The organism is Oceanibium sediminis (genome assembly GCF_003265325.1).
Lineage (GTDB): Bacteria > Pseudomonadota > Alphaproteobacteria > Rhodobacterales > Rhodobacteraceae > Halovulum > Halovulum sediminis.
The window spans coordinates 213,857-234,336 of sequence record NZ_QGNX01000005.1; the positions used below are offsets into that span (position 1 = coordinate 213,857).

Annotated in this window: 20 protein-coding genes and 1 tRNA gene; 12 read left to right on the forward strand and 9 right to left on the reverse strand. The window is 67.5% G+C overall.

The genetic code is table 11. The features are described from left to right. Position 1: 1 nt before the first annotated feature. The 6 genes from tmk to DJ029_RS14415 all read left to right on the forward strand — a co-directional run bounded on the left by tmk (position 2) and on the right by DJ029_RS14415 (position 5,158). The gene (tmk, locus tag DJ029_RS14390) at positions 2 to 631 is read left to right on the forward strand and encodes a dTMP kinase (protein WP_112323169.1); all 630 of its coding nucleotides are present in this window, start codon (positions 2 to 4) and stop codon (positions 629 to 631) included. Further along, entirely contained in the window at positions 628 to 1,761 is a 1,134-nt protein-coding gene (locus DJ029_RS14395) for a DNA polymerase III subunit delta' (RefSeq protein ID WP_112323170.1), read from the forward strand. Before tmk ends, DJ029_RS14395 begins: the two co-directional genes overlap by 4 nt. Positions 1,762 to 1,801: 40 nt before the next feature. After that, positions 1,802 to 2,605, forward strand: a complete 804-nt coding sequence (locus DJ029_RS14400) for a TatD family hydrolase (RefSeq protein WP_112323171.1) — start codon at positions 1,802 to 1,804, stop codon at positions 2,603 to 2,605. After that, complete coding sequence (locus tag DJ029_RS14405; RefSeq protein ID WP_112323172.1) at positions 2,598 to 3,398, forward strand: MBL fold metallo-hydrolase; 801 nt, start codon at positions 2,598 to 2,600, stop codon at positions 3,396 to 3,398. The genes DJ029_RS14400 and DJ029_RS14405 overlap by 8 nt, the downstream gene beginning before the upstream one ends. Then, positions 3,395 to 4,339, forward strand: coding sequence for an AEC family transporter (locus DJ029_RS14410; RefSeq protein ID WP_112323173.1), 945 nt, complete (start codon positions 3,395 to 3,397; stop codon positions 4,337 to 4,339). The genes DJ029_RS14405 and DJ029_RS14410 overlap by 4 nt, the downstream gene beginning before the upstream one ends. Positions 4,340 to 4,519: 180 nt before the next feature. Then, positions 4,520 to 5,158: a class I SAM-dependent methyltransferase gene (locus DJ029_RS14415; protein WP_157966386.1), complete on the forward strand. Its 639-nt coding sequence runs from the start codon at positions 4,520 to 4,522 to the stop codon at positions 5,156 to 5,158. A 40-nt stretch (positions 5,159 to 5,198) separates the two neighbouring features. Here the strand turns inward: DJ029_RS14415 and DJ029_RS14420 are convergent, their stop codons facing one another. Then, the gene (locus DJ029_RS14420) at positions 5,199 to 5,597 is read right to left on the reverse strand and encodes a c-type cytochrome (RefSeq protein ID WP_112323175.1); all 399 of its coding nucleotides are present in this window, start codon (positions 5,595 to 5,597) and stop codon (positions 5,199 to 5,201) included. Between the two features lie 165 nt (positions 5,598 to 5,762). Then, positions 5,763 to 5,838, reverse strand: a tRNA-Thr gene (locus DJ029_RS14425). Between the two features lie 161 nt (positions 5,839 to 5,999). On the opposite strand from DJ029_RS14425, the gene DJ029_RS14430 reads away from it, so the two are divergent. Next, a complete protein-coding gene (locus DJ029_RS14430; protein WP_112323176.1) occupies positions 6,000 to 7,022 on the forward strand; it encodes an extracellular solute-binding protein in 1,023 nt (340 codons plus the stop codon). 91 nt (positions 7,023 to 7,113) lie between these two features. On the opposite strand, the gene DJ029_RS14435 is transcribed toward DJ029_RS14430, so the two are convergent. Then, on the reverse strand, positions 7,114 to 8,784 hold the full coding sequence (locus DJ029_RS14435; RefSeq protein ID WP_112323177.1) for an ABC transporter permease: 1,671 nt from the start codon (positions 8,782 to 8,784) through the stop codon (positions 7,114 to 7,116). Positions 8,785 to 8,879: 95 nt separating this feature from the next. Between DJ029_RS14435 and DJ029_RS14440 the strand changes: the two genes are divergently transcribed. Beyond that, a complete protein-coding gene (locus DJ029_RS14440) occupies positions 8,880 to 9,983 on the forward strand; it encodes a PQQ-dependent sugar dehydrogenase (protein WP_112323178.1) in 1,104 nt (367 codons plus the stop codon). 15 nt (positions 9,984 to 9,998) lie between these two features. Here DJ029_RS14440 and DJ029_RS14445 read toward each other — a convergent pair whose 3' ends face one another. The 3 genes from DJ029_RS14445 to DJ029_RS14455 are packed head-to-tail and all read right to left on the reverse strand — an operon-like array spanning position 9,999 to position 12,362. Further along, positions 9,999 to 10,688, reverse strand: coding sequence for a dimethylsulfonioproprionate lyase family protein (locus DJ029_RS14445; RefSeq protein ID WP_112323179.1), 690 nt, complete (start codon positions 10,686 to 10,688; stop codon positions 9,999 to 10,001). Further along, a complete protein-coding gene (locus tag DJ029_RS14450) occupies positions 10,681 to 11,862 on the reverse strand; it encodes an acetyl-CoA C-acyltransferase (protein WP_112323180.1) in 1,182 nt (393 codons plus the stop codon). Before DJ029_RS14450 ends, DJ029_RS14445 begins: the two co-directional genes overlap by 8 nt. 50 nt (positions 11,863 to 11,912) lie before the next feature. Then, positions 11,913 to 12,362: a tellurite resistance TerB family protein gene (locus tag DJ029_RS14455; RefSeq protein ID WP_112323181.1), complete on the reverse strand. Its 450-nt coding sequence runs from the start codon at positions 12,360 to 12,362 to the stop codon at positions 11,913 to 11,915. Positions 12,363 to 12,531: 169 nt separating this feature from the next. Here DJ029_RS14455 and DJ029_RS14460 point away from each other — a divergent pair, with 169 nt between their 5' ends. After that, the gene (locus DJ029_RS14460; protein ID WP_112323182.1) at positions 12,532 to 14,109 is read left to right on the forward strand and encodes a lysine--tRNA ligase; all 1,578 of its coding nucleotides are present in this window, start codon (positions 12,532 to 12,534) and stop codon (positions 14,107 to 14,109) included. Positions 14,110 to 14,249: 140 nt separating this feature from the next. Then, positions 14,250 to 14,663 (forward strand): DUF4864 domain-containing protein, encoded by a 414-nt coding sequence (locus tag DJ029_RS14465; protein ID WP_198671163.1) that lies wholly within the window; start codon positions 14,250 to 14,252, stop codon positions 14,661 to 14,663. Positions 14,664 to 14,666: 3 nt separating this feature from the next. Here DJ029_RS14465 and DJ029_RS14470 read toward each other — a convergent pair whose 3' ends face one another. Continuing rightward, positions 14,667 to 15,464 carry a peptidoglycan-binding domain-containing protein gene (locus DJ029_RS14470; RefSeq protein ID WP_232823087.1) on the reverse strand — a complete coding sequence of 266 codons (798 nt, stop codon included), beginning with the start codon at positions 15,462 to 15,464 and terminating at the stop codon, positions 14,667 to 14,669. A 300-nt stretch (positions 15,465 to 15,764) separates the two neighbouring features. Between DJ029_RS14470 and DJ029_RS14475 the strand changes: the two genes are divergently transcribed. Continuing rightward, complete coding sequence (locus DJ029_RS14475; RefSeq protein WP_112323184.1) at positions 15,765 to 18,059, forward strand: glycosyl hydrolase family 28-related protein; 2,295 nt, start codon at positions 15,765 to 15,767, stop codon at positions 18,057 to 18,059. Between the two features lie 15 nt (positions 18,060 to 18,074). Here the strand turns inward: DJ029_RS14475 and DJ029_RS14480 are convergent, their stop codons facing one another. Both DJ029_RS14480 and DJ029_RS14485 read right to left on the reverse strand, forming a co-directional pair. Continuing rightward, positions 18,075 to 18,566 (reverse strand): HugZ family pyridoxamine 5'-phosphate oxidase, encoded by a 492-nt coding sequence (locus tag DJ029_RS14480; protein ID WP_112323185.1) that lies wholly within the window; start codon positions 18,564 to 18,566, stop codon positions 18,075 to 18,077. An 88-nt stretch (positions 18,567 to 18,654) separates the two neighbouring features. After that, a complete protein-coding gene (locus tag DJ029_RS14485) occupies positions 18,655 to 19,083 on the reverse strand; it encodes an SH3 domain-containing protein (RefSeq protein WP_157966387.1) in 429 nt (142 codons plus the stop codon). An 825-nt stretch (positions 19,084 to 19,908) separates the two neighbouring features. Here DJ029_RS14485 and DJ029_RS14490 point away from each other — a divergent pair. Continuing rightward, on the forward strand, positions 19,909 to 20,445 hold the full coding sequence (locus DJ029_RS14490) for an REP-associated tyrosine transposase (protein ID WP_112323187.1): 537 nt from the start codon (positions 19,909 to 19,911) through the stop codon (positions 20,443 to 20,445). The last annotated feature ends 35 nt before the right edge of the window (positions 20,446 to 20,480 follow it).

The window sequence follows — 20,480 nt, forward strand, 5'->3', positions numbered from 1 at the left end:
CATGACCACCGGGCCCGGCCTGTTTCTGAGCCTTGAGGGCATCGACGGATCGGGCAAATCCACGCAGTCCCGCCTGCTGGCCGAGCGTTTGCAGCACAGTGGGCGCGAGGTGGTGCTGACGCGTGAGCCAGGCGGCTCTGCCGGGGCCGAGGAAATCCGCGCGCTGCTGGTGGCAGGCGATCCGGGCCGCTGGTCGCCGGAAACCGAGATCCTGCTGTTCACCGCCGCCCGCCGCGACCACCTTGAGCGCAAGATCGACCCGGCGCTGGCGCGGGGGGCGATCGTCATCTCGGACCGTTTCGCCGACAGCACCCGCGTCTACCAGGGGGCGGCGCGCGCCGACTTGCGCAAGACCGTGGATGCGCTGCACGACCTGATGATCGGGCGGGAACCGGACCTGACGCTGATCATCGACATGGACCCGGACGCCGCGCTGTCCCGCGGGCTGGCGCGCGACAGCGGAGAGGATCGTTTCGAGGATATGGGACAGGATTTCCAGACCCGCCTTGCCAAGGGCTTTCACGCGCTGGCCGAAGAATACCCTGACCGTTGCCGCCTGATAGACGGGCGCGGCAGCGCCGAAGAGGTGGCCGCGCGCGTCTGGCGTGCCGTGGAGCAGCACCTGCAATGAGCGATACCGACGAGATTCCCGAGGCGGACCGCCTGGAAGGCGCGCCGCATCCGCGCCACACCGACCGGCTGTTCGGCCAGGATGCGGCAGAGGCGGCGTTCCTCGACGCCTATGCCTCGGGGCGGTTGGCCCATGCGTGGCTGCTGACCGGCCCGCGCGGCGTCGGCAAGGCGACGCTGGCCTGGCGGATCGCGCGCTTTCTCGCGGCGCAGCAGCAAGGTCAAGGGCAGGGCGGCGGGCTGTTCGGCGAAGCGCCCGCGCCGGCGACCAGCCTCGATCTGCCGCCCGACCACCCGGTGATGCGCCGCGCCGCGCAACTGGCCGAGCCGCGCATCGCGCTGTGTCGGCGCAGTTGGGACCCCAAGGCGAAGCGCCTGAAAACCCAGCTGACCGTGGACGAGGTGCGCGCGCTGAAGTCCCATTTCACGCTGTCCGCGACCGATGGCGGCTGGCGCGCCGCGATCATCGACAGCGCGGACGAGATGAACACGAGTGCGGCAAACGCGATTCTGAAGATCCTCGAAGAACCGCCTGAAAAGACGGTGCTTCTGATGGTCAGCCACCAGCCCGCGAAATTACTTCCCACGATCCGCTCGCGCTGCCGGGTGCTGCGCCTGCCGTCCCTGTCGGAGGAGGATCTTGCCCGCGCCCTGGCCGGGGCGGGCCAGCCGCTGGACGCGGTGGCGCTGCTGCACGCGCTGACCGGCGGCTCCGTCGGCACCTCGGTGCGCTTCCAGGAGGCGAACGGCGCCGCGCTCTACCCCGAGATCCTGAGCCTGCTGGTCGATGCTCCGGGCATGGACCGCCAGGACCTGTTCCGCCTGGCCGCCACGGCGACGGGGCGCGCGGGGCTGGCGAGCTACGAGATGATTACGGACCTGATCAGCCTGGCGCTCGGGCGGATCGCGCGGGCCGGGGCAGGGCACCCCGATCCGCTGCTCGAGGCCGAGCAGCCCGTGGCGCGCCGGCTCTGCCCGGACGCGGCGGCGGCGCGGGACTGGGCGGACACCCTGGCGCGGATCACCGGGCGGCTGACCCATGCGCGGGCCGTCAACCTTGACCCTGAACAGGTGATCCTTGATATGTTCCTGACCATTGAGAAGACCGCCGCCGGGATCACGCGAAGCTGAGGCTACGCCCCGGGTCCGGCCCGTAACGCCCCGAGGCCCCTTGACTGACCGTCCCGTCCTTGTCGACAGCCACTGCCACCTCGACTTTCCCGACTTCGAAGGGGAGGTAGAGCACCTCCTGGACCGCGCCGCAAAGGCGGGGGTGACCCGTATGGTCACCATCTGCACCCGCCTGTCCGCGCTTGCCCCCGTGCAGGCGCTGGCGGATGCCCATGCGCCGATCTTCTTCGCGGCTGGAACCCACCCGATGAGCGCCGCCAAGGAGCCGCTGGTCAGTGTCGAGGAGCTGACCGCGCTGATGGCGCATCCCAAGTTCGTCGGCATCGGGGAAACCGGGCTGGACTACCACTACACTGCCGACAGTGCAGAGGTGCAGAAGAAGAGCCTCGCCATCCATATCGAGGCGGCGCGCCAGACGAAGCTGCCGCTGATCATCCATGCGCGCGACGCGGATGACGACATGGCCGACATTCTGAGCACGGAAATGCGCAACGGCGCATTCACCTGCGTGATGCACTGCTTCTCCTCCACTCCGGCGCTGGCGCGGGTGGCGCTGGAGCTGGGCTTCTACCTGTCGATGAGCGGTATCGCGACGTTCAAGAAGTCCCAGGAGCTGCGCGACATCTTTGCCGCCGCCCCGCTTGATCGCGTGCTGGTCGAGACGGACAGCCCCTATCTTGCGCCGACACCGTATCGCGGCAAGCGCAACGAGCCTGCCTACACCGCCCACACGGCCGCCGTCGGGGCCGATATCTTCGGCCTGCCGCTGGAGGATTTCGCGCGCGCCACCACGGAAAACTTCGACCGCCTGTTCTGGCGCGCAAGCGGGGCGGCCCATGGCTGAACTGGTCGTCACCATCCTCGGGTGCGGCTCCTCGGGCGGGGTGCCGCGGCTCGGCGGCCACTGGGGCGCCTGCGATCCGGAAAACCCGCGCAACATCCGCCGCCGCTGCTCGGTCCTGGTCGAACGCTTCGACGGGGAGGCCTGCACGCGGGTGCTGATCGACAGCTCCCCCGACATGCGCGCGCAACTGCTGGACGCGGGCGTGGGCCATCTTGACGGCGTGGTCTACACCCATGCCCACGCGGACCACGTGCACGGGCTGGACGACCTGCGGATGATCGTCTTCAACCGCCGCTACCGCCTGCCGGTCTGGGCGGATGCCACCACCGCCGACAGCCTGTTCGCGCGCTTTGGCTATGCCTTCATCCAGCCCGACGGCAGCAGCTATCCTCCGATCCTGGACCACCACCATATCCACGGCCCGTTCGAGGTGCCGGGGGCCGCCGGCCCGATCCCCTTCCAGCCGTTCGAGGTGGAGCACGGGCGGATCGACGCGCTCGGCTTTCGCATACATGACGTCGCCTACCTGCCGGACGTGTCGGACATGAAGGCGGAAAGTTGGGACGCGGTGACGGGGCTGGAGTGCTGGATCCTCGATGCGCTGCGCTACACCCCGCATCCGACGCATATCCACCTTGAAACCGCACTGGAATGGATCGCCCGCATGAAGCCCCGGCGCGCGGTGCTGACGAATATGCACATCGACCTGGACTACGCCACCCTGGAGGCTGAGACGCCGCCGGACATCACCCCCGCATACGATGGTCTGCGCTTGAGTTTCCAGGTCCTATGATCGCCCTTTTGCAGGTCGTGATCCCGGTATTCCTCGTCTGTGGCGCGGGGTATCTGCTGACGCGGACGCGCTACCTGTCGGACCCGCATATCGACGGGCTGAACCGCTACACCCAGGGCTTCGCGATCCCCTGCCTGCTGTTCAGCGCCGCGCTGAACCTGGACTTCGGGGCGGTGTTCGATCCCCGCCTTCTGGGCGCGTTCTATGCCGGGAACACGACGGCCTTCCTGATCGGGATGCTCGGCGCGCGCTTCCTGTTCGGGCGTCGCCCGGGCGAGGCGGTGGCAGTGGGCTTCGGGGCGCTGTTCTCCAACTCGGTGATCCTGGGCGTTCCCATTGTCGAGCGTGCCTTCGGGGGCGAGGCGTTGCAGGCGACCTTCGCGATCGTCGCGATCCACGCGCCGTTCTGCTACTTCCTCGGCATCACGGTGATGGAGTTTGCCCGCGCGGACGGGCGCGGACTTCTGGGCACCGGGCGCGCTGTGATCAACGCCATGCTGCACAATGCGCTGATGATCGGCCTGCTTCTCGGCATCGGCGCGAATCTCGGCGGCGTGTCGCTGCCGGCGGTGCTGGCGGATGCGCTCGACCTGGTGGTGCGCTCGGCGCTTCCGGCGGCGCTGGTGGGGCTGGGCGGGGTGCTGACGCGGTATCGCCTGCGCTCGTCCCTGGGCGAGGCGCTGATGGTCTCGTTCCTCAGCCTTGTCGTGCATCCCGGCATCACCTTCGTGCTGGCGCACCACGTGTTCGACCTTCCGGTGCCCTTCGTGCAGGGGGCGGTCCTGACGGCCGCCATGGCGCCGGGGGTGAACGCTTATGTCTTCGCCGCGCTCTACAACCGCGCGATGGGGGCGGCGGCGTCCTCGGTCCTGCTGGCCACGGGCTTGTCGGTGTTCAGCGTCTCGGTCTGGCTGTCGATCCTGAACACGACGCTGGGCTAGGGCGGGGACCCTAAACTGGGCGAGGTTTCGCCGACCTTAGGCGCAACTCGGGCGATGCCGTTTGACGGCAACGTGGCGCCTGACTTTATGATCCTTGCGGAAATTGGCAGGACAGGACGTAAATCAATGCAGAATGCCGCGACAGCCATCAGGGTGCAGGATCGGTTGGCCCTCCCCCCGATGAAGCGCCCTGAAATACGGGCGGAACTGGATCGCCTTTCCCTGCGCTACCCGTTTCCGCAATCGGAATGGAAGCGGCTGACCCGCCGCGAATGGATCCTCGACTACGCCAAACCGGGCCGGCGCAGCATCGGCGCCGAGATCGGCGTGTTCCGCGGCCATTTCAGTGAATGTATCTGCGAAGTGCTCCGCCCGCGAAAGCTGTACCTGGTCGATCCTTGGACGCTGATCGGGCCGACGTTCAACTGGGGCAAGCTGGATTACACCAACAACGACGAGCTTCCCACCGCCGTCGCCCGTGACGAGGCCATCCTGCGCTGCGCGCAGTTTCCCAAGGTCGACACGGTCGTGGTGGAGGGGGCGTTCCCGGCCTGCAAGGACCAGATCGCCGAGCCGCTGGACTGGGTGTATCTGGATGCGAGCCATTCCTACCAGAAGACGCTGAATGAGCTGTTCGCGCTGGACGCCCTGGTGGCCCCGAGCGGGACCATCCTGGGCGACGACTGGCAGATCAATCCGACTGGCAAGCACCATGGCGTCTTCGCGGCGGTGCAGGAGTTCGTGCGGCAAAGCGACTGGCGCATCGTCGCGGCGGGTCCCGCCGGGCAGTGGGCGCTGCGCCGCTATACCGAGGCGTAGCCGCGCCCGAATGCCGTGCGGGACGGCCCGCCGCCAAGCGTTATTCCTGGATCGACTCGAGGTAGTAGGCCAGCCCCAGGATGCGCCCGCGCACCGCGTTTTCGGCACCGGCGTCCGAGATCTCGCCCTCGATCGGGGCCTTGAAGACCGCGCCCCAGACCGGCATCGCCTCGGACCCGTGGGCGCGCACGCCCTTGCGGCCATCGATGATCTGCACCACATGCTGCAACGGGAACGCTCCGCCATTGCGCGCCGAAAGGCCGGTCAGGTCGGGCGCGACGATGGTCAGCGCATCGCCGACCGGGCCGCTGCCCTTGGCGTCCGCGCCGTGGCATGACGCACAGGCGTTCATGAATTCCCTCTCTCCCACCGCCTGCGCCTGGATGGCTGAGGGGATCAATCCGGCCGCAAGGACCAGCGTCATCGTTGCGAGCTTCATCGTGGCCTCCCTGACTTTCGTACAGGGTAAATGATCCACGGCTCCCGCCGCTTGCGCATTGATATTCGTCATGGGGCGCAACGCGGGGAAGGGCGTGCAGGCGACAGGGTGCCGCGCCCCCTTGGGGCGGCGTCAACGCTTTGATTTTTCTGGAATGAACTCCGGTGGTGCCCCCAGAGAGACTCGAACTCCCGACATCTTGATTACAAATCAAGCGCTCTACCAGCTGAGCTATAGGGGCACGCCGCCGTGTTTAGTGGGTCTGCGCGCCTCGTGCAACGATATTTGCATCCCTTCGCGGGGCGGTGAAATTAGCATAGCAAATTAGTCAACTTAATATCTTGACTAAAATAGTCGGATCACTCATCCATACGACGACGCAACACGAAACGGAGACATCCCATGACTTTCACCCGACCAATTGCTGTGCTCCTGGCCAGCGTTGTCACGCTCGGCGGCCTGCCCGCCTTTGCGGATGGTGAGCTGAACATCTACTCCTCGCGGCACTACGATACCGACGAGCGCCTCTACAGCGACTTCGAGGAAGCGACCGGCATCACGATCAACCGGATCGAGGGCAATGCCGACGAGCTGATCGCACGAATGGAGGCCGAGGGGGCGAACTCGCCCGCCGACATCCTGCTGACCGTCGACGCCAGCCGGACCTATCGCGCGGATCAGAAAGGGTTGTACCAGCCGATCGAAAGCGAAGTCCTGAACCGCCGCATCCCGGATTACCTGCGTCATCCCGAAGGGCACTGGTTCGGCTTCTCGCAGCGCGCGCGCATCATCTTCTATGCCAAGGACCGCGTCGAAGAGCCGCCCCGGACCTATGCCGACCTGGCGGATCCCCGTTACGAGGGGCTGATCTGCACGCGCTCTGCGACCAACGTCTATTCCCAGACGCTGCTGGCCGCGATCATCACCCATGAGGGGCGCGATGCCGCGAAAGCCTGGGCCGAGGGGCTGAAGAACAACCTCGCCCGTGATCCCCAGGGCGGCGATACGGACCAGCTGCGGGGCCTCGTGTCGGGAGAGTGCGATATCGCGGTGGCCAACACCTACTACTTCGCCCGCGCGATCCGGACGGAGGTGGACGGCGTGACCTCCGGTCTGGACAACATCGGGTGGATCTTCCCCGACCAGTCGGGCTACGGCGCGCATGTGAACGTGTCCACCGGCGGGGTCGCGGCCCATGCGCCGAACCGGGACAATGCGGTGAAGTTCCTGGAATACCTCGCCAGCGATCAGGCGCAGGAGTATTTCTCCAACGGGAATGACGAGTATCCCGGCGTTTCCGGCGTGGCGCTCGCGCCGTCCGTGGCCGCACTCGGCTACTTCCGCTCGGACACCGTTGGCCTCGGCGAGGTGGCGGAAAACACGCCCGAGGCGCAGCAGGTCTATAACGAGATCGGCTTCGAGTAAGCGCCCATCAGCGCTGCTTTGCGAAAGGGGGGAAGGGCCACGCGGTCCTTCCCCCTTTTTCGTGCGCGTAGGTGTGCGCGGGAGGGGGCCTTCAGCCCTTGGCGCTTTCGGCGGCCATCGGGTCCAGCGCCGGGCGCGGGTTCGGCGTGGCGTGCCGCGCGATGGAGCGGCACAGGATGATCACCGGCAGCAGCCCGAACGCCACGATGACGAGCGAGGGCAGCGCCGCCTCGGACAGGCGCTCATCCGCGGCGAGGCGATGCGCCTGAACCGCCAGCGTGTCGAAGTTGAACGGGCGCAGGATCAGCGTGGCCGGCAGTTCCTTCATCACGTCCACGAAGACGATCAGCGCGCCGGTCAGCAGCGCGGTCTTCATCAGCGGCAGGTGCACGCGCCACAGCATCCCCGCGGGGCTTTTGCCAAGCGTGCGCGCCGCCGCGTCGATGGAGGGGTTGATCCCCGTGATCCCGGTGTCGAAGGCGCTCAGCGCGGCGGCCATGAACCGCACCATGTAGGCCAGCACCAGCAACCAGATCGAGCCGGTGAACAACAGCCCCGTGCTGATCCCGAAGGTGGCGCGCATCCACGCATCGAGGTTGTTGTCGAGCGCCGCGAAAGGCACCATCAGCCCCACCGCGATCACCCCCCCCGGCACCGCGTAGCCGACCCCCGCGAGCAGCGTCATCGCACGGGTCGCGCGGCTACGCTTCAGGCGCGCCGCGGTGCCGACCAGAACCGCCGCGGCGACGGTTACGACGGCGGCAATGGCGGCCAGCATCAGCGAGTTGCGCATGAACCCCTGGTAGCGCGCGGACAGCAGCGACTGGTTCGCGTCCCACGCCAGCGTCGTGAGGATCACGATCGGCAGCACGAAGCCGAACAGCACCGGCAGCGTGCACCACAGCGCCGCACCCCAGGCCGCGGCGCCGCCGAGTTCCTGGCGCGGCATCTCGGTCCCGCCGCCCGAGGGGTAGCGTTTCGCCGCGCCGCGCTGGATCCGCTCCAACGTGGCGAGCAGCAGGGCGACGCTCAGCAGGCACAGCGCCAGCTGTGCTGCCGCCGTGCGATCCCCGAGCGAGAACCACGCCTGGTAGATGCCGGTCGCGAAGGTCTGCACCCCGAAGTAGGACACCGTGCCATAGTCGGCGATGGTCTCCATCACGGTCAGCAGCACGCCGCCCGCGATCGCGGGGCGCGCCATCGGCAGGCTGACCCGCCAGAACGCCGTCCAGGGCCCCTTGCCGAGCACGCGCGCCGCAAGGTAGCCGCCGAAGGACTGCGTCAGGAAGGCCGCGCGCGCCAGCAGGTAGACGTAGGGATAAAGCACCAGCGTCAGCATCGCCGCCGCCCCTTCGAGCGAGCGGATCTCGGGGAACCAGTAATCGCGCGGGCCCCAGCCGGTCACCTCGCGCAGCAGCGTCTGCACAGGGCCGGGGTGGTCCAGCAGGTCGGTATAGGCATAGGCCAGCACGTAGGCGGGAAAGGCCAGCGGCAGCGCCAGCATCACTTCCAGCAGGCGGCGGCCGGGGAAATGGCAGGTCGTGACCAGCCAGGCGGTGCTGGTGCCGATCACGAAGGTGCCCATGCTGACTAGCAGCACCAGCGCGACGGAATTCGCCGTGAAGCGCGGCAGTACGGTCGAGGACAGCGCGCTCCACCCGCTCAGGTCGCCGCTGACAGCGGCCAGGATCACCGCCGCGACCGGCAGCAGGCACAGCCCGGCGGCGGCCCAGGCGAGCATATGGAACAGGCGGTCGTTCATTGTCGAAAAGTGGCCTTCACAGCTTGGTCATTCCCGCTTTTCAGCGGGCGCGGGGCTTCTATATCCTCCAATGTATAAAGGAAAGGAGCGCCGGAATGAAACGCCTCATCGCGGTGATTTGCGTGGCAGTGCTGAGCTTCGCCCCCCTCCATGCGCAGGAGCGCGTGGAAACCAGCGCCGGGACGGTCATGGTCGAACGGATGATCGACCGCCTGGACCAGCCCTGGGCCATCGCCTTCGTGCCGGGGGGCTCTGTCCTCGTGACGGAGCGGGCCGGGCGCCTGCTGCACATCGGCCCCGAGGGGCGGCGCGCGGTCGGCGGCGTGCCACGGGTGGCGGATTCGGGGCAGGGCGGCCTGCTCGACGTTGTCGTGGCGCGGGATTTCGCTGAGACGCGCGAGATCTTCCTCAGCTACGCCCAGCCCGCCTCAGGTGGCGCACGCACCGCGCTGGCGGTGGCGCGCCTGTCCGACGATGGCGGCACGCTGGAGAACCTGCGCGTGATCTTCCAGATGTCCGAGGCGTCGGGCGCGGGCCGGCATTTCGGCAGCCGCATCGTGGAGGCGCACGACGGCACCCTGTTCCTGACCATCGGGGACAGGGGCGCGCGTCCGAAGGCGCAGGACCCCAACGCGCACAACGGCAAGGTGATCCGCGTGGCGCGCGACGGCTCCATCCCCGCGGACAACCCCTTCGCGAACGGCGGCGGCCTGCCGGAGATCTGGTCCCTCGGCCATCGCAACCCCCAGGGCGCGGCGCTGGACGCTGCGGGCACCCTGTGGACCGCCGCCCACGGCGCGCGTGGCGGGGACGAGGTGAACACCCCGCAGAAGGGCCGCAACTACGGCTGGCCGGTGATTTCCTACGGACGGCACTATACCGGCGGGCGGATCGGCGAGGGCACGGCAAAGCCGGGGATGGAGCAGCCGTTGCACTACTGGGACCCGTCCATCGCGCCTTCGGGGATGATGATCTACTCGGGGCGGCTGTTTCCCGAATGGAGGGGCGACATCTTCGTCGGCTCGCTGAAGTTCGACATGATCTCGCGGCTGGAGCGGCAGGGCACGACCGTCAGCGAGGCCGAGCGCCTGTTCCAGGATCGCTACATCCGCATCCGCGATATCCGCGAGGCGCCCGACGGCAGTATCTGGTTCCTGTCCGTCGGCGACGGCGCCGCCTATCGCGTCACGCCCGGATAGGAAGCGTTGCTGCGCTCAGCCCCGCGTCTGGCGGGGCGTGCGGGGGCGGGTGAAGGCCATCTTCTGACCGGCCAGGTCCTGCGGGTCGCCGACCCAGGCATAGCTCAGCAGGGCAGGTTCGCGATCGTCCACGGTGATGCGGTGCAGGTGCCCCGGCGGGTTGAAGATCAGCGAGCCGACGCTCGCGACGCCGGTGTCGTTCTCGCTCACCGCGCCGGAAAGGATGTAGTAACTCTCCGTCAGCCCCTCGTGCGCGTGGGCGGGGTAGGTGCATTTCGGCGCGAACAGCACAAGGCCCAGGATCACCTCATGCGACGTCACCGGCCCGTGCGGCCCGGCGATTTCGGCGTAGGCGAATTTCCGGCCCAGACCCGCGGGCAGCTTGTCATAGCCGTAGAGCCAGCTGAGGTCCGGCATCACGTTGACCACCGCGCGCACCACCCCCGACAGCGGCGCGGTCATCCCCTTGTCCATGGCGCGGGGCAGGTGGGCGCAGACGGGCTTGTGCTCGGGCACGCGGTCCAGGATTTCCGGGTCCGCCGCGATCACGCGCGAGATCGCCTCGCGCACCGTTCGCTGGTGGGTGCGGATGCGCGCCGAGCCGCCGGCGGAGGACCGCCGGTACAGCTCGTAGAATTCGCGCAGCAGGTAGCCGAAGTCCGGACGCTCGCCCAGCCGCGTCAGGGGCGCGGGCGCTTCAGACACGCTCGATCGCGAGCGCGGTGCCCTCGCCGCCACCGATGCAGATCGCGGCGACGCCGGTGCTCTTGCCGTGACGTTCCAGGGCCCCCAGGAGCGAGACGATTATCCGCGCCCCCGAGGCTCCGATGGGATGCCCCAGCGCGCAGGCCCCGCCGTGCACGTTCAGGCGGTCGCGCGCGACGCCGGTTTCGCGCATGAAGGCCATGGGCACCACGGCGAACGCCTCGTTCACCTCCCACAGGTCCACGTCCTCCCCCCCCCAGCCGAGGCGGGCGAGCAGCTTTTGCGCGGCGGGCACCGGCGCGGTGGTGAACCAGCCCGGCGCCTGCGCGTGGCTGGCATGGCCAAGTATGCGCGCGCGCACCGGCAAGCCGTGCGCCTTCGCCACGCTTTCGCGGGTGAGCACCAGCGCCGCCGCCCCGTCCGAGATGGACGAGCTGTTCGCCGCCGTCACCGTGCCGCCCTCGCGGAAGGCGGGTTTCAGATGCGGGATCTTCTCGGGGCGAGCGGTCTGGGGCTGTTCGTCCACCTCGACGGTGTGGTTGCCCTTGCGCGTCCTGACCGTCACCGGGGTGATCTCGTCGCTCAGCGCCCCCGTCTCGGTCGCCGCGAGCGCGTTGGACAGGGACTGAAGTGCGTACTCGTCCTGCGCTTCACGGGTGAACTGGTACTTCTCGGCGCAATCCTCGGCGAAAGTGCCCATCAGGCGGCCCTTGTCATAGGCGTCCTCAAGCCCGTCGAGGAACATGTGATCGATGGTGCGCCCATGGCCGAGCCGCGCGCCGCCGCGCATCGCGGGCAGCAGGTAGGGCGCGTTGGTCATGCTCTCCATCCCGCCGGCGACGACGAAATCGCCGTTGCCGAGCGCCAGCTGGTCATGCGCCTGCATCACCGTCTTCATGCCCGAGCCGCACATCTTGTTGACCGTGGTCGCGGGAACGCTTTCGCCAAGCCCGGCGGCAAAGCCCGCCTGCCGCGCCGGGGCTTGCCCCTGACCGGCGGGCAGGACGCAGCCCATCAGCAGTTCATCAACCGAACGCGCCTCCACCCCTGCCGAGGCGAGGGCCGCGCGGATCGCCGCGCCGCCAAGCTCGGCGGCGGTGACATCGGCGAAAACTCCCTGAAATCCGCCCATTGGGGTGCGGGCGGCACCTGCGATCACGATGGGGTCGGACATGGGGTTCTCCTTGTGTCAGGTATCGGGGTCAGGTCGTGTGTCGGGTCACCTCACGCCAGCCCGTGCACCGCGGGGTGGGCGAAGCGCGCGCGCGCGCCTCGCTCGATTGCGGCGGCGGCCAGGCGGTCGATGTTCAGCTCGTGGCGGATTTCCTCGAGCAGGCGCAGCTCTTCCTCGCGCGCCTTGCCGTCGGCGGCGATCACGTCGCAGCACAGGGCGTAGGCGGTTTCGAACAGGGACGCAGGCAATCCGTCGCGCACCAGCCCGAACAGCGCGTCAAGGCCGTCCTCCTCCTCGAACAGGTCGAAGACGGTCTGGCTGACGTCGCTGATGCGGTCCTTGTCGTAACCCTCGAACATCGGCAGGCTTTCGATGATCCGGATGATCCACAGAAGCTCGGGCGCGGACACCCGCTCGTCCGAGAGGGACGCGGTGATCATGAGGGCCAGCAGCGCATCCTGCGCGCTGATCGAAGTGGTTCTGATGTCGATGGGTGCCATTGTGCAGATGCCGGATATAAGGAAAGCCAATGTCCTATATGGGCCCGGAGCGCCGATCCCCGCAAGGGCCGCGCTTCACAATTCGCCGGCGGAACGCCGCCGGGTGTTGACCCCGGCGCGGCACGGCGCTACGCCGCGCGCTGCAACCCGTAATTTTGAGGATCAGACGATGACAAGCTTGCGCGAAGCCGCGATGGCATCAAAGGCGTGGCCCTTTGAAGAGGCCCGCAAGCTGGTCAAACGTTACAGCAAGGCCGAGCCCGAGAAGGGCTACGTCTTGTTCGAAACCGGCTACGGCCCGAGCGGCCTGCCCCATATCGGCACCTTCGGCGAAGTGGCCCGCACCACCATGGTGCGCCGCGCGTTCGAGATCCTGTCCGACATTCCCACCCGGCTGCTCTGCTTTTCCGACGACATGGACGGGCTGCGCAAGGTGCCCACGAACGTGCCCAATGGCGAGGCGCTGGCGCAGGACCTGAACCTGCCGCTGACCAAGGTGCGCGACCCCTTCGGCACGCATGAAAGCTTCGGCGCGCACAACAACGCCCGCCTGCGCCAGTTCCTCGATGCCTACGGGTTCGAGTATGAATTCGCCTCGTCCACCGAGTATTACGCCGCCGGCCGCTTTGACGAGATGCTGGTGCGCGCTCTGGAGCGGTTCGACAAGATCATGGCGATCATGCTGCCCACCCTGGGCGAGGAACGCCAGGCGACCTACAGCCCGTTCCTGCCGGTCAGCCCCAAGACGGGCCACGTCCTGCAGGTGCCCACGCTTGAGCGCAACGTCGCCAAGGGCACCATCGTCTACGAGGAACCGGACGGCGAACGTGTCGAGGTTCCCGTCACCGGGGGCAACGTCAAGCTGCAGTGGAAGCCCGACTGGGCCATGCGCTGGGCAGCCCTTGGCGTGGATTACGAAATGTCGGGCAAGGACCTGATCGACAGCGTGACGCAGGCCGGCAAGATCTGCCGCGCCCTGGGCGAGCCGGGGCCGGAAACCCTGACCTATGAGCTGTTCCTGGACGAGGCGGGGCAGAAGATCTCCAAATCCAAGGGCAACGGCCTGTCGATGGAGGAATGGCTGCGCTACGCCTCGCCCGAGAGCTTGCAGCTTTTCATGTACCAGAAGCCGAAGACCGCGAAGCGCCTGTACTTCGACGTGATCCCGAAGGCGGTGGACGAGTACCACCAGCACCTGCGCGCCTATCCGGAGCAGGAGGCGGCGGCGCGGCTGAACAACCCGGCGTTCCATATTCACGGAAATGACGTGCCCGAAAGCGACATGGCGGTGCCCTTCGCGATGCTGCTGAACCTCGCCTCCGCCTCGGGGGCCGAGGACAAGGAAACGCTGTGGGGCTTCATTCGCAAGTACGCGGATGCCGCGCCCGACACGCATCCCGGCCTGGATGCCGCCGCCGGTTTCGCGGTGGCCTACTACCAAGATTTCGTGAAGCCGAACAAGACGTTCCGCGCCCCCGACGAGAAGGAGCGCGCGGCGCTTCAGGACCTGGTTGCGCGCCTGCGCGCCTGGGATGGCCCGCTGGAGGCGGAGGCCCTGCAAAGCGAGGTTTTCGCCGTCGGCAAGGCCCACGGGTTCGAGCCGCTGCGGGCCTGGTTCAGCGCGATCTACGAGGTGGTGCTCGGCGCCACCCAGGGGCCGCGCTTCGGCGGGTTCATCGCGCTCTACGGCGTCGGCGAAACCGCCGACCTGATCGAGCAGGCGCTGGCGGGCGATTTCACTGCCTGAATGACGCCGCCTGAAGACGCCTGAACAGCGAAACGGGGCGGCGGAGCCGTCGGCGCGGGGGCGCGCCGGCGGGCTTGATTCATCCGTTTCGCCCCGCAAGGCGTATACTTCCCTGATAAAGTCAGACAGGGAGAGTCGCGTTGAACCTCAGACCGCATATCCTCGGCCTCGCGCTGGCGTTGGGCCTTGGCGTTTCTGCCGCCGCGCAGACGCCGCAAACCGACATCCGGGGCGTGATCCAGAGCCAGCTCGACGCGTTCCAGGCGGATGATTTCGCCACCGCCTTCACCTATGCCAGCCCAACGATCCAGCAGCTTTTCGGCTCACCCGAGCGGTTTGGCCAGATGGTGATGAACGGCTATCCCATGGTCTGGAGGCCCGCCAACGTGGAATTCAGCAGCCTGACGGAACGCGGCGGGCGGCTTTATCAAAGCCTGCTGGTCACCGACCGGGCAGGGCGGCTGCACCTTCTGGAATACGAGATGATCCAGACCGCGGACGGCTGGGAAATAAACGGCGTGCAGTTCAAGCGGCCCGGCAGCTTCGGGGCGTGAGCCTCAGAAGCTCTGCACCAGCCCCTTGGCGTCGCATCTGAACGACTGCTTGGGCACGATCCGGTTGTTCGCGCGGTAGCGCAGGCAACCGTCAGAGCCGCGGTAATAACCTGTGTTGTTGTTGCGCTGGGTCCGCGCCGGGCGGGACTTCAGGTAGGCGGCGTAGGCGTCCTCGGTCTGGGTTTTCAGCGCCTCGATCTGCGTTTCGTTGAGGTAGCCGGTGCGGGGCAGGCCGTTTTCTTCCTGCCAGTCGGCCAGGGCGTCGCGCGTGCGCGGTCCGAAGACACCGTCCGCGCCGCCCGCGTCCTGGCCCGCCAGGTTCAGCCGCTGCTGGATCTCGCGCCGCTCGGCGCGCGACAGGGACAGCGCCTCTTCGGTCTGCTCGCTCGCCGCATCGTCGGGAAGATCGGCGGTGCCGTCATCCCAGATGGAGATTCCCGCGTCATCGACGCGCAGCGTCAGCTCCGTGTCCGAAATGATCGACCCGCCGCTGGTCAGCGGCGCGCAGTCGAAGATCGCCGTTTCGGCGCGGAAGAACTGCCTGAGGTGGCTGCGCAACGTGTCCTCTTCGTCGGGTTCCACGAACTCGGGCAGGCCGGGCTGGCCGTCGGGCCCGAAGGAGACCAGCACCACGATGTCGTCATGGGGCAGCGAATCCTCGTAGATCGGGCGCAGGCAGGCGGTCAGCTGCTTGCCGATTTCCTCGGCCGTGGCGACCGGATCGGTCAGCAGGTCGAGCACGGCGGCCAGATCGTCGCTGCCCGGTTCCGACTGCGCCGCCACCGATGAGGCAAGCGGCATCATCAAGGCGTTAATGCAGAAAAATGTCTGAAATAATGGGCGCATAGCGGACTCTGTTACGATGGTTGCGCAATCGTAACGCGCCGGGGGCATGCGGGCAACGGCTGAATTTCACCACCGCTCTTAACCCCGGGTTTACCGCTTGTGGGGTAGAACCGGTCCGTGACGTGTGGGCTGCAAGCGGCCCCGTCATTCTTCCCGAGATCATTTTCATTCCGGCCGGACCCTCGGCTGCCTGGCTGTCTGGCGTTCTGACTGCCCTCGGTCGGCCGGAGGGCTGAACGAAAAGGACGTGACCCCATGAACAAGGCGATTACCGAAGGCCTGGACCTGATGCCGCCCGATTTTGTCGACGGGCTGGACGTCTGGTCCAGCGGCGACGGCACCGCAGGCACCACCACCTATGCAACCGATCCGTCGGGCAGCCTGGTGGCCAGCGATCCCGATTTTGGCGACTGCCTGGAAATCCAGACCGCGACGAGCCCGCAATCCCTGCGCCACATGGGCGAAACGCCGATCCTGCCGGGCTGCTACCTGGAGGTGTCGGCGCGGGTGAAGCTGATCTCAGGTCCGAAGCCGGGCGTGCGCGTGGCCGGCTATCCGGGCGATGCCAGCGGGGACCGGGTCAGCGGGCTGGGCGTTTCCGGGCCGACGCTGTCCCTGGACGACTACGGCCGCGTCTACACCGTGCGCGCGATCGTCGGTTCGGGCGCCCGTATCGGCGTGGACATGGTCTGGGGCACGCAGCCGGTCTATGGCCATTTCGGCATCAATATCGTCGGCGCGACCGGTGCGGTGGTGCGGGTGGAATCCGTTACGGTGCGCGATGTCACCGACATCTTCCACCGCAAGCTGATGGACTGGGTGGACGTGCGCGACTACGGCGCGCTCGGCGACGGGGTCAGCGATGACGCCACCGCCTTCGAGCGCGCCGACGCGGCCGCCCAGGGGCGTGAAGTTGTCGTGCCGGAGGGCAGCTATTTCCTCGACCGCGATATCACTATGCTCTCTCCGGTGCGGTTCCAGGGCACGATCCTTCAGCCCGACAACCGCCGCTTCGTGCTGCGCGCGGACTTTAACTACCCCGCCTATGCGGATGCTTTCGGGGACGAGACGCTGGCGCTGAAAAAGGCCCTTCAGGCGTTGTTCAACTTCGCGGACCATGACACGCTGGACCTGCAGGGGCGCCAGGTCAACCTGAGCGGCCCGATCGACGTTCACGCGGCGGTCGGCAACGTCAGCGTGATGCGCAATCGCCGCGTCATCCGGGGCGGGCAGCTGACGGCGGACAATACCCCGGCCTGGGACCCGGACGTCGTGACCGAGACTTGCACCTACTCGCCCTCGAATCCGCTCAAGCTGACCAATGTCGCCAATGCCGGGACCATCGCCATCGGCTCCCTGGTCGAGGGGTTCGGCGTCGGGCGCGAGGTATACGTGCGCGGGCGCAACCCGGCGGCGAACGAACTGACGCTGAGCCAGCCGCTCTATCGCGCGGGGGCCTCGCAGAGCTACACCTTCACCCGCTTCAAATACATGCTGGATTTCAGCGGCTTCGAGCGGGTGAACCAGTTCATGGTCGACTCGATCCAGTTCGACGGCGAGGGGCGCGGTAACGGCATCCTTCTGCCGGAGGTCGGCATCTGGTGGACGATCCGCAACTGCTGGTTCTTCAAGGCGGGGCTGCGCGGCATCACCTCCTTCGGGGATGCCTGCCAGGGGATCACCATCGAGCAATGCGAGTTCAACGCCTCGGATTCGGCCGATCCCATCGCCACGCGCAAGAGCGTGGGGTTCAACACCAACAAGAACGATCCCAAGATCCGCGATTGCCGCGCCATCAACCTGCGCCATTTCGGGGTGCTGTCGGGCAACGGCAATATCGTAAACGGCAACCATTTCTGGTCCGACGAGCCGGATGACCCGGGCGACCGCACCGCCGGGCTGGTGTTCACCGACAAGAAGTCGAAATCCACGATCACCGCGAACTACATCGACAACTGTTTCATGGAGTTCACCAACGAGCACCAGGCAGACGCGCGCAATTCCTCGAACGAGGTTTTCGGCCGGGTCAGCATCGTGGGCAACATCTTCACCGGCACAAAGGTCGCGGACTTCTTCACCTTCCTCGTGATGAAGCCGATCGGGAACGGGCACCGCATGGACGGGATCTCGGTCATCGGGAACACCTTCGATCTGTTTGGCGGCGCGGTGATCGACCGGGTGGACGAATACGACGACAGCCTCGGCAGTTTCGATCTGCGCGAAACCGTCGACCTGGTGTTCGAGGCGAACACCTACGGCTCCGTCCGCCAGCGCACGCAAAGCCCGGCCCTGTTCGATCATGTGCAGGCCGCCGCCAGCAATGTCTGGAGCGTGGATGCCAGCGACGTGCTGCCCTTCGGCTCCATCGCGCTCGGGGTGGATAGCGTGACGCCCCATGCGCCGATGGTCAGCGGCGGGACGCCGTTCATCGGGGTGCCTTGGGTGGCGACGCAGCGCGGCGCGAACGACAAGCGGATCGATCTGAACTTCCCGACTCCGGTCAGCGGGCGGGTCCAGCTGAGGATCCGTGGCGACAAGCCCAACAACTAGGTCGGGCTTGCACCGTCAACTGCTGGCAGCCGGGAAATCCCCGGCTGTCAGCGCATAGGCCTTGCCGAAACCGCCGTTGAGATGCGCTGAGCGGATCTCGAAGCTGACCAGGTGGAAATCCCCGAAATCGATGTAGAGGGCGGCTTTCGGGTTGCGCTCGAGGTACGCGGCCCGCGCGGCGGCACGCCCGTCGCTGTCGCGTGGCAGGAACCGCGCGACGCAAGCCAGCGTCAGCCGTGCCGCGTTCATCGGATCGCCCCGCTCCACCGGACCCTCCACCAGCAGCGAGGCGCGCGGGTCATCGCGAAGGCAGGCGGTGTGCGGCGACAGGTCCGAGATCAGCGTCAGCGGCCCCACGTCCGGCGCATAGGCGAAGCCGACCTTGGTGACCGAGGGCGCGCCCCCGGCGCCGAGCACGCCAAGCGCCGCCGTTCGCGCCCCGTCCAGCAGCGTGCGGGCCATGGCACGGGCGGTGTCATCGGCACTCAGGAAACCGGGATCGGGCATGGCGGGACCTCTGGGCTGCTCGGGCGCGACACTGCCACAAGCGCGGCGGCTGGGAAATCCCCGGCACCCGTGCTTTCGGTTGGTTTGGTCAGCGGGTGATCGAAAGGTAATCCCCATGGGCCCAGGCCGGCTGGCTGAGGCCGTGTCCCGAGACCTGCACCCATTTGCCGTCACTCTCGCCCGTCAGGCTGTAGCTTTCGCCCCTGAGTGCGCGGGCGACGACGGCGTTCGACGTGCCGGGACCGGCGCGCAGGTTCAGCGCCTCGGCCGTAACCACGCCGGTGGCGGTCTCCGCCGTGTCGGCAAGGTCGGCGGCGGCGCGGGCGCGCGCCATCTGTTGCTCGGTTCCGTCCCTGTTGAAGGTCACCGGCTCAAGCTTGGCGAGGGGAATATCGTCCCCTGCGCCGGGCAGGATATCGATCCCCTCCGCCACCGCGATATCGCGGATCAGCGAGAAGTCCGCCCTGCTGGAGGCGAGAAGCGTGGAATCGGGCCGCGCCCCGGGAAGGTTTGCCACAAGGGCCGCCGCGCCAAGCGCCGTGGCGGTTAAATACGTTATGAAGTCAGAATAAAACTGTGACACGATACATACCCCTGTTTACACAACCAACGCGCACTGCGGCGATCGGGTTCCCTGGGGTGCTGTGCGTGTGGCCGCGGTCGCCGTTGATCCGGCGGGCGGTCACGATCTGCCTCATCTGTCAGTATACACCGCCAATGGGGCGGAATCGGTGTGAATTGGCACGTTTAACCCCCGAAGGGCGGGTGTCCTAGACCGCCAGGGCTTCAGCGCAGGCGCGGAAGGCGCGCACCCCGGGCGCGGCGTCTGTCGCCGGGAAGGGGACCGCCAGGGGGCCCAGAAGCGCCGTCGCCTGTTCGTTGAACTCGAGCCCGGCGAGCAGGTTCCCGAAGCCGCGATCGGTGACGCTGAGCGTTGCGCCGTCGGGGCTGATCCGGTGGCGGTCGGTCGTGATCGTCAGGGACCGGGGGCCCGTGAAGCGCAGGGCGAAGGTGGCCGCCGGCGGCCAGCCCCCGGGGCGGGTCAGGGCGATGGCGTAGTCCCGGGTCGCGTGGTCGTAGGTGATCGTGACATCGACGGTCGGGTGCGCCTGCGACAGGGTGCAGACGGGCAGGGGGCGGAACTCCTAGGCCTGCGCCGGGGCGGCGAGCAGGGCGAACATGGTGAGAAGGGCGTAGCGCATGGACGGAAGGTAGCGCCGGGCCGGGGCGCGGCAATCCCCGGCGGGGGTGGGCAGAAGCTGCCCACCCTACAGGCCCCGCACGGTGGGCGGCTTTTTCCGGCCTTTACCGGGCTTTTACCAAACCGGGTCTATCGGAGGGTATGTCTGCTTATCTTCGCGCCCGCGCGCCGGGCGGCACCTTCTTCTTCACGGTCTGTCTTGCCAGGCCTGGTTCGGGGCTGCTGGTCAGCCACATCGACGCGTTGCGCCGCGCCTATGTCCGAACGGTCGCCACGATGCCGTTGCGCTGCGATGCGATGGTGGTGCTGCCCGACCACCTGCACGCGGTCTGGACGCTGCCCCCCGGCGACACGGACTATTCCGAGCGGTGGCGGCGCATCAAGCACCGGTTCTCACGTTACGTGGGCGCGCCGCCGGGGACGCGCGCGCACAGCCACCTGCTCAAACGCGAGGCCGGTCTGTGGCAACGGCGGTTCTGGGAGCATCGGATCCGCGACGCCGCCGACTACCGCGCACATATCGCCTACTGCTGGGCCGACCCCCAGCGTCATGGGCTGGTGGAGCTGCCCGGCGACTGGCCCTTCTCTTCCCTCGGGCGGGAGATCCGCGCCGGCCGCGTTGCGCCGGACTGGCGCGGCCCGACCGATTTGCCCGGCCGGTTCGGAGAGGCGGCGTAGGGTGGGCAGCTACTGCCCACCACTGGCGTACGGCC

Coding starts and splice junctions, on each gene's coding strand:
- tmk (WP_112323169.1), top strand. CDS start 2: ATGACCACCGGGCCCGGCCTGTTTCTGAGCCTTGAGGGCATCGACGGA.
- DJ029_RS14395 (WP_112323170.1), top strand. CDS start 628: ATGAGCGATACCGACGAGATTCCCGAGGCGGACCGCCTGGAAGGCGCG.
- DJ029_RS14405 (WP_112323172.1), top strand. CDS start 2,598: ATGGCTGAACTGGTCGTCACCATCCTCGGGTGCGGCTCCTCGGGCGGG.
- DJ029_RS14410 (WP_112323173.1), top strand. CDS start 3,395: ATGATCGCCCTTTTGCAGGTCGTGATCCCGGTATTCCTCGTCTGTGGC.
- DJ029_RS14415 (WP_157966386.1), top strand. CDS start 4,520: ATGAAGCGCCCTGAAATACGGGCGGAACTGGATCGCCTTTCCCTGCGC.
- DJ029_RS14420 (WP_112323175.1), bottom strand. CDS start 5,597: ATGAAGCTCGCAACGATGACGCTGGTCCTTGCGGCCGGATTGATCCCC.
- DJ029_RS14430 (WP_112323176.1), top strand. CDS start 6,000: ATGACTTTCACCCGACCAATTGCTGTGCTCCTGGCCAGCGTTGTCACG.
- DJ029_RS14435 (WP_112323177.1), bottom strand. CDS start 8,784: ATGAACGACCGCCTGTTCCATATGCTCGCCTGGGCCGCCGCCGGGCTG.
- DJ029_RS14440 (WP_112323178.1), top strand. CDS start 8,880: ATGAAACGCCTCATCGCGGTGATTTGCGTGGCAGTGCTGAGCTTCGCC.
- DJ029_RS14450 (WP_112323180.1), bottom strand. CDS start 11,862: ATGTCCGACCCCATCGTGATCGCAGGTGCCGCCCGCACCCCAATGGGC.
- DJ029_RS14455 (WP_112323181.1), bottom strand. CDS start 12,362: ATGGCACCCATCGACATCAGAACCACTTCGATCAGCGCGCAGGATGCG.
- DJ029_RS14460 (WP_112323182.1), top strand. CDS start 12,532: ATGACAAGCTTGCGCGAAGCCGCGATGGCATCAAAGGCGTGGCCCTTT.
- DJ029_RS14470 (WP_232823087.1), bottom strand. CDS start 15,464: ATGCCGCTTGCCTCATCGGTGGCGGCGCAGTCGGAACCGGGCAGCGAC.
- DJ029_RS14475 (WP_112323184.1), top strand. CDS start 15,765: ATGAACAAGGCGATTACCGAAGGCCTGGACCTGATGCCGCCCGATTTT.
- DJ029_RS14480 (WP_112323185.1), bottom strand. CDS start 18,566: ATGCCCGATCCCGGTTTCCTGAGTGCCGATGACACCGCCCGTGCCATG.
- DJ029_RS14490 (WP_112323187.1), top strand. CDS start 19,909: ATGTCTGCTTATCTTCGCGCCCGCGCGCCGGGCGGCACCTTCTTCTTC.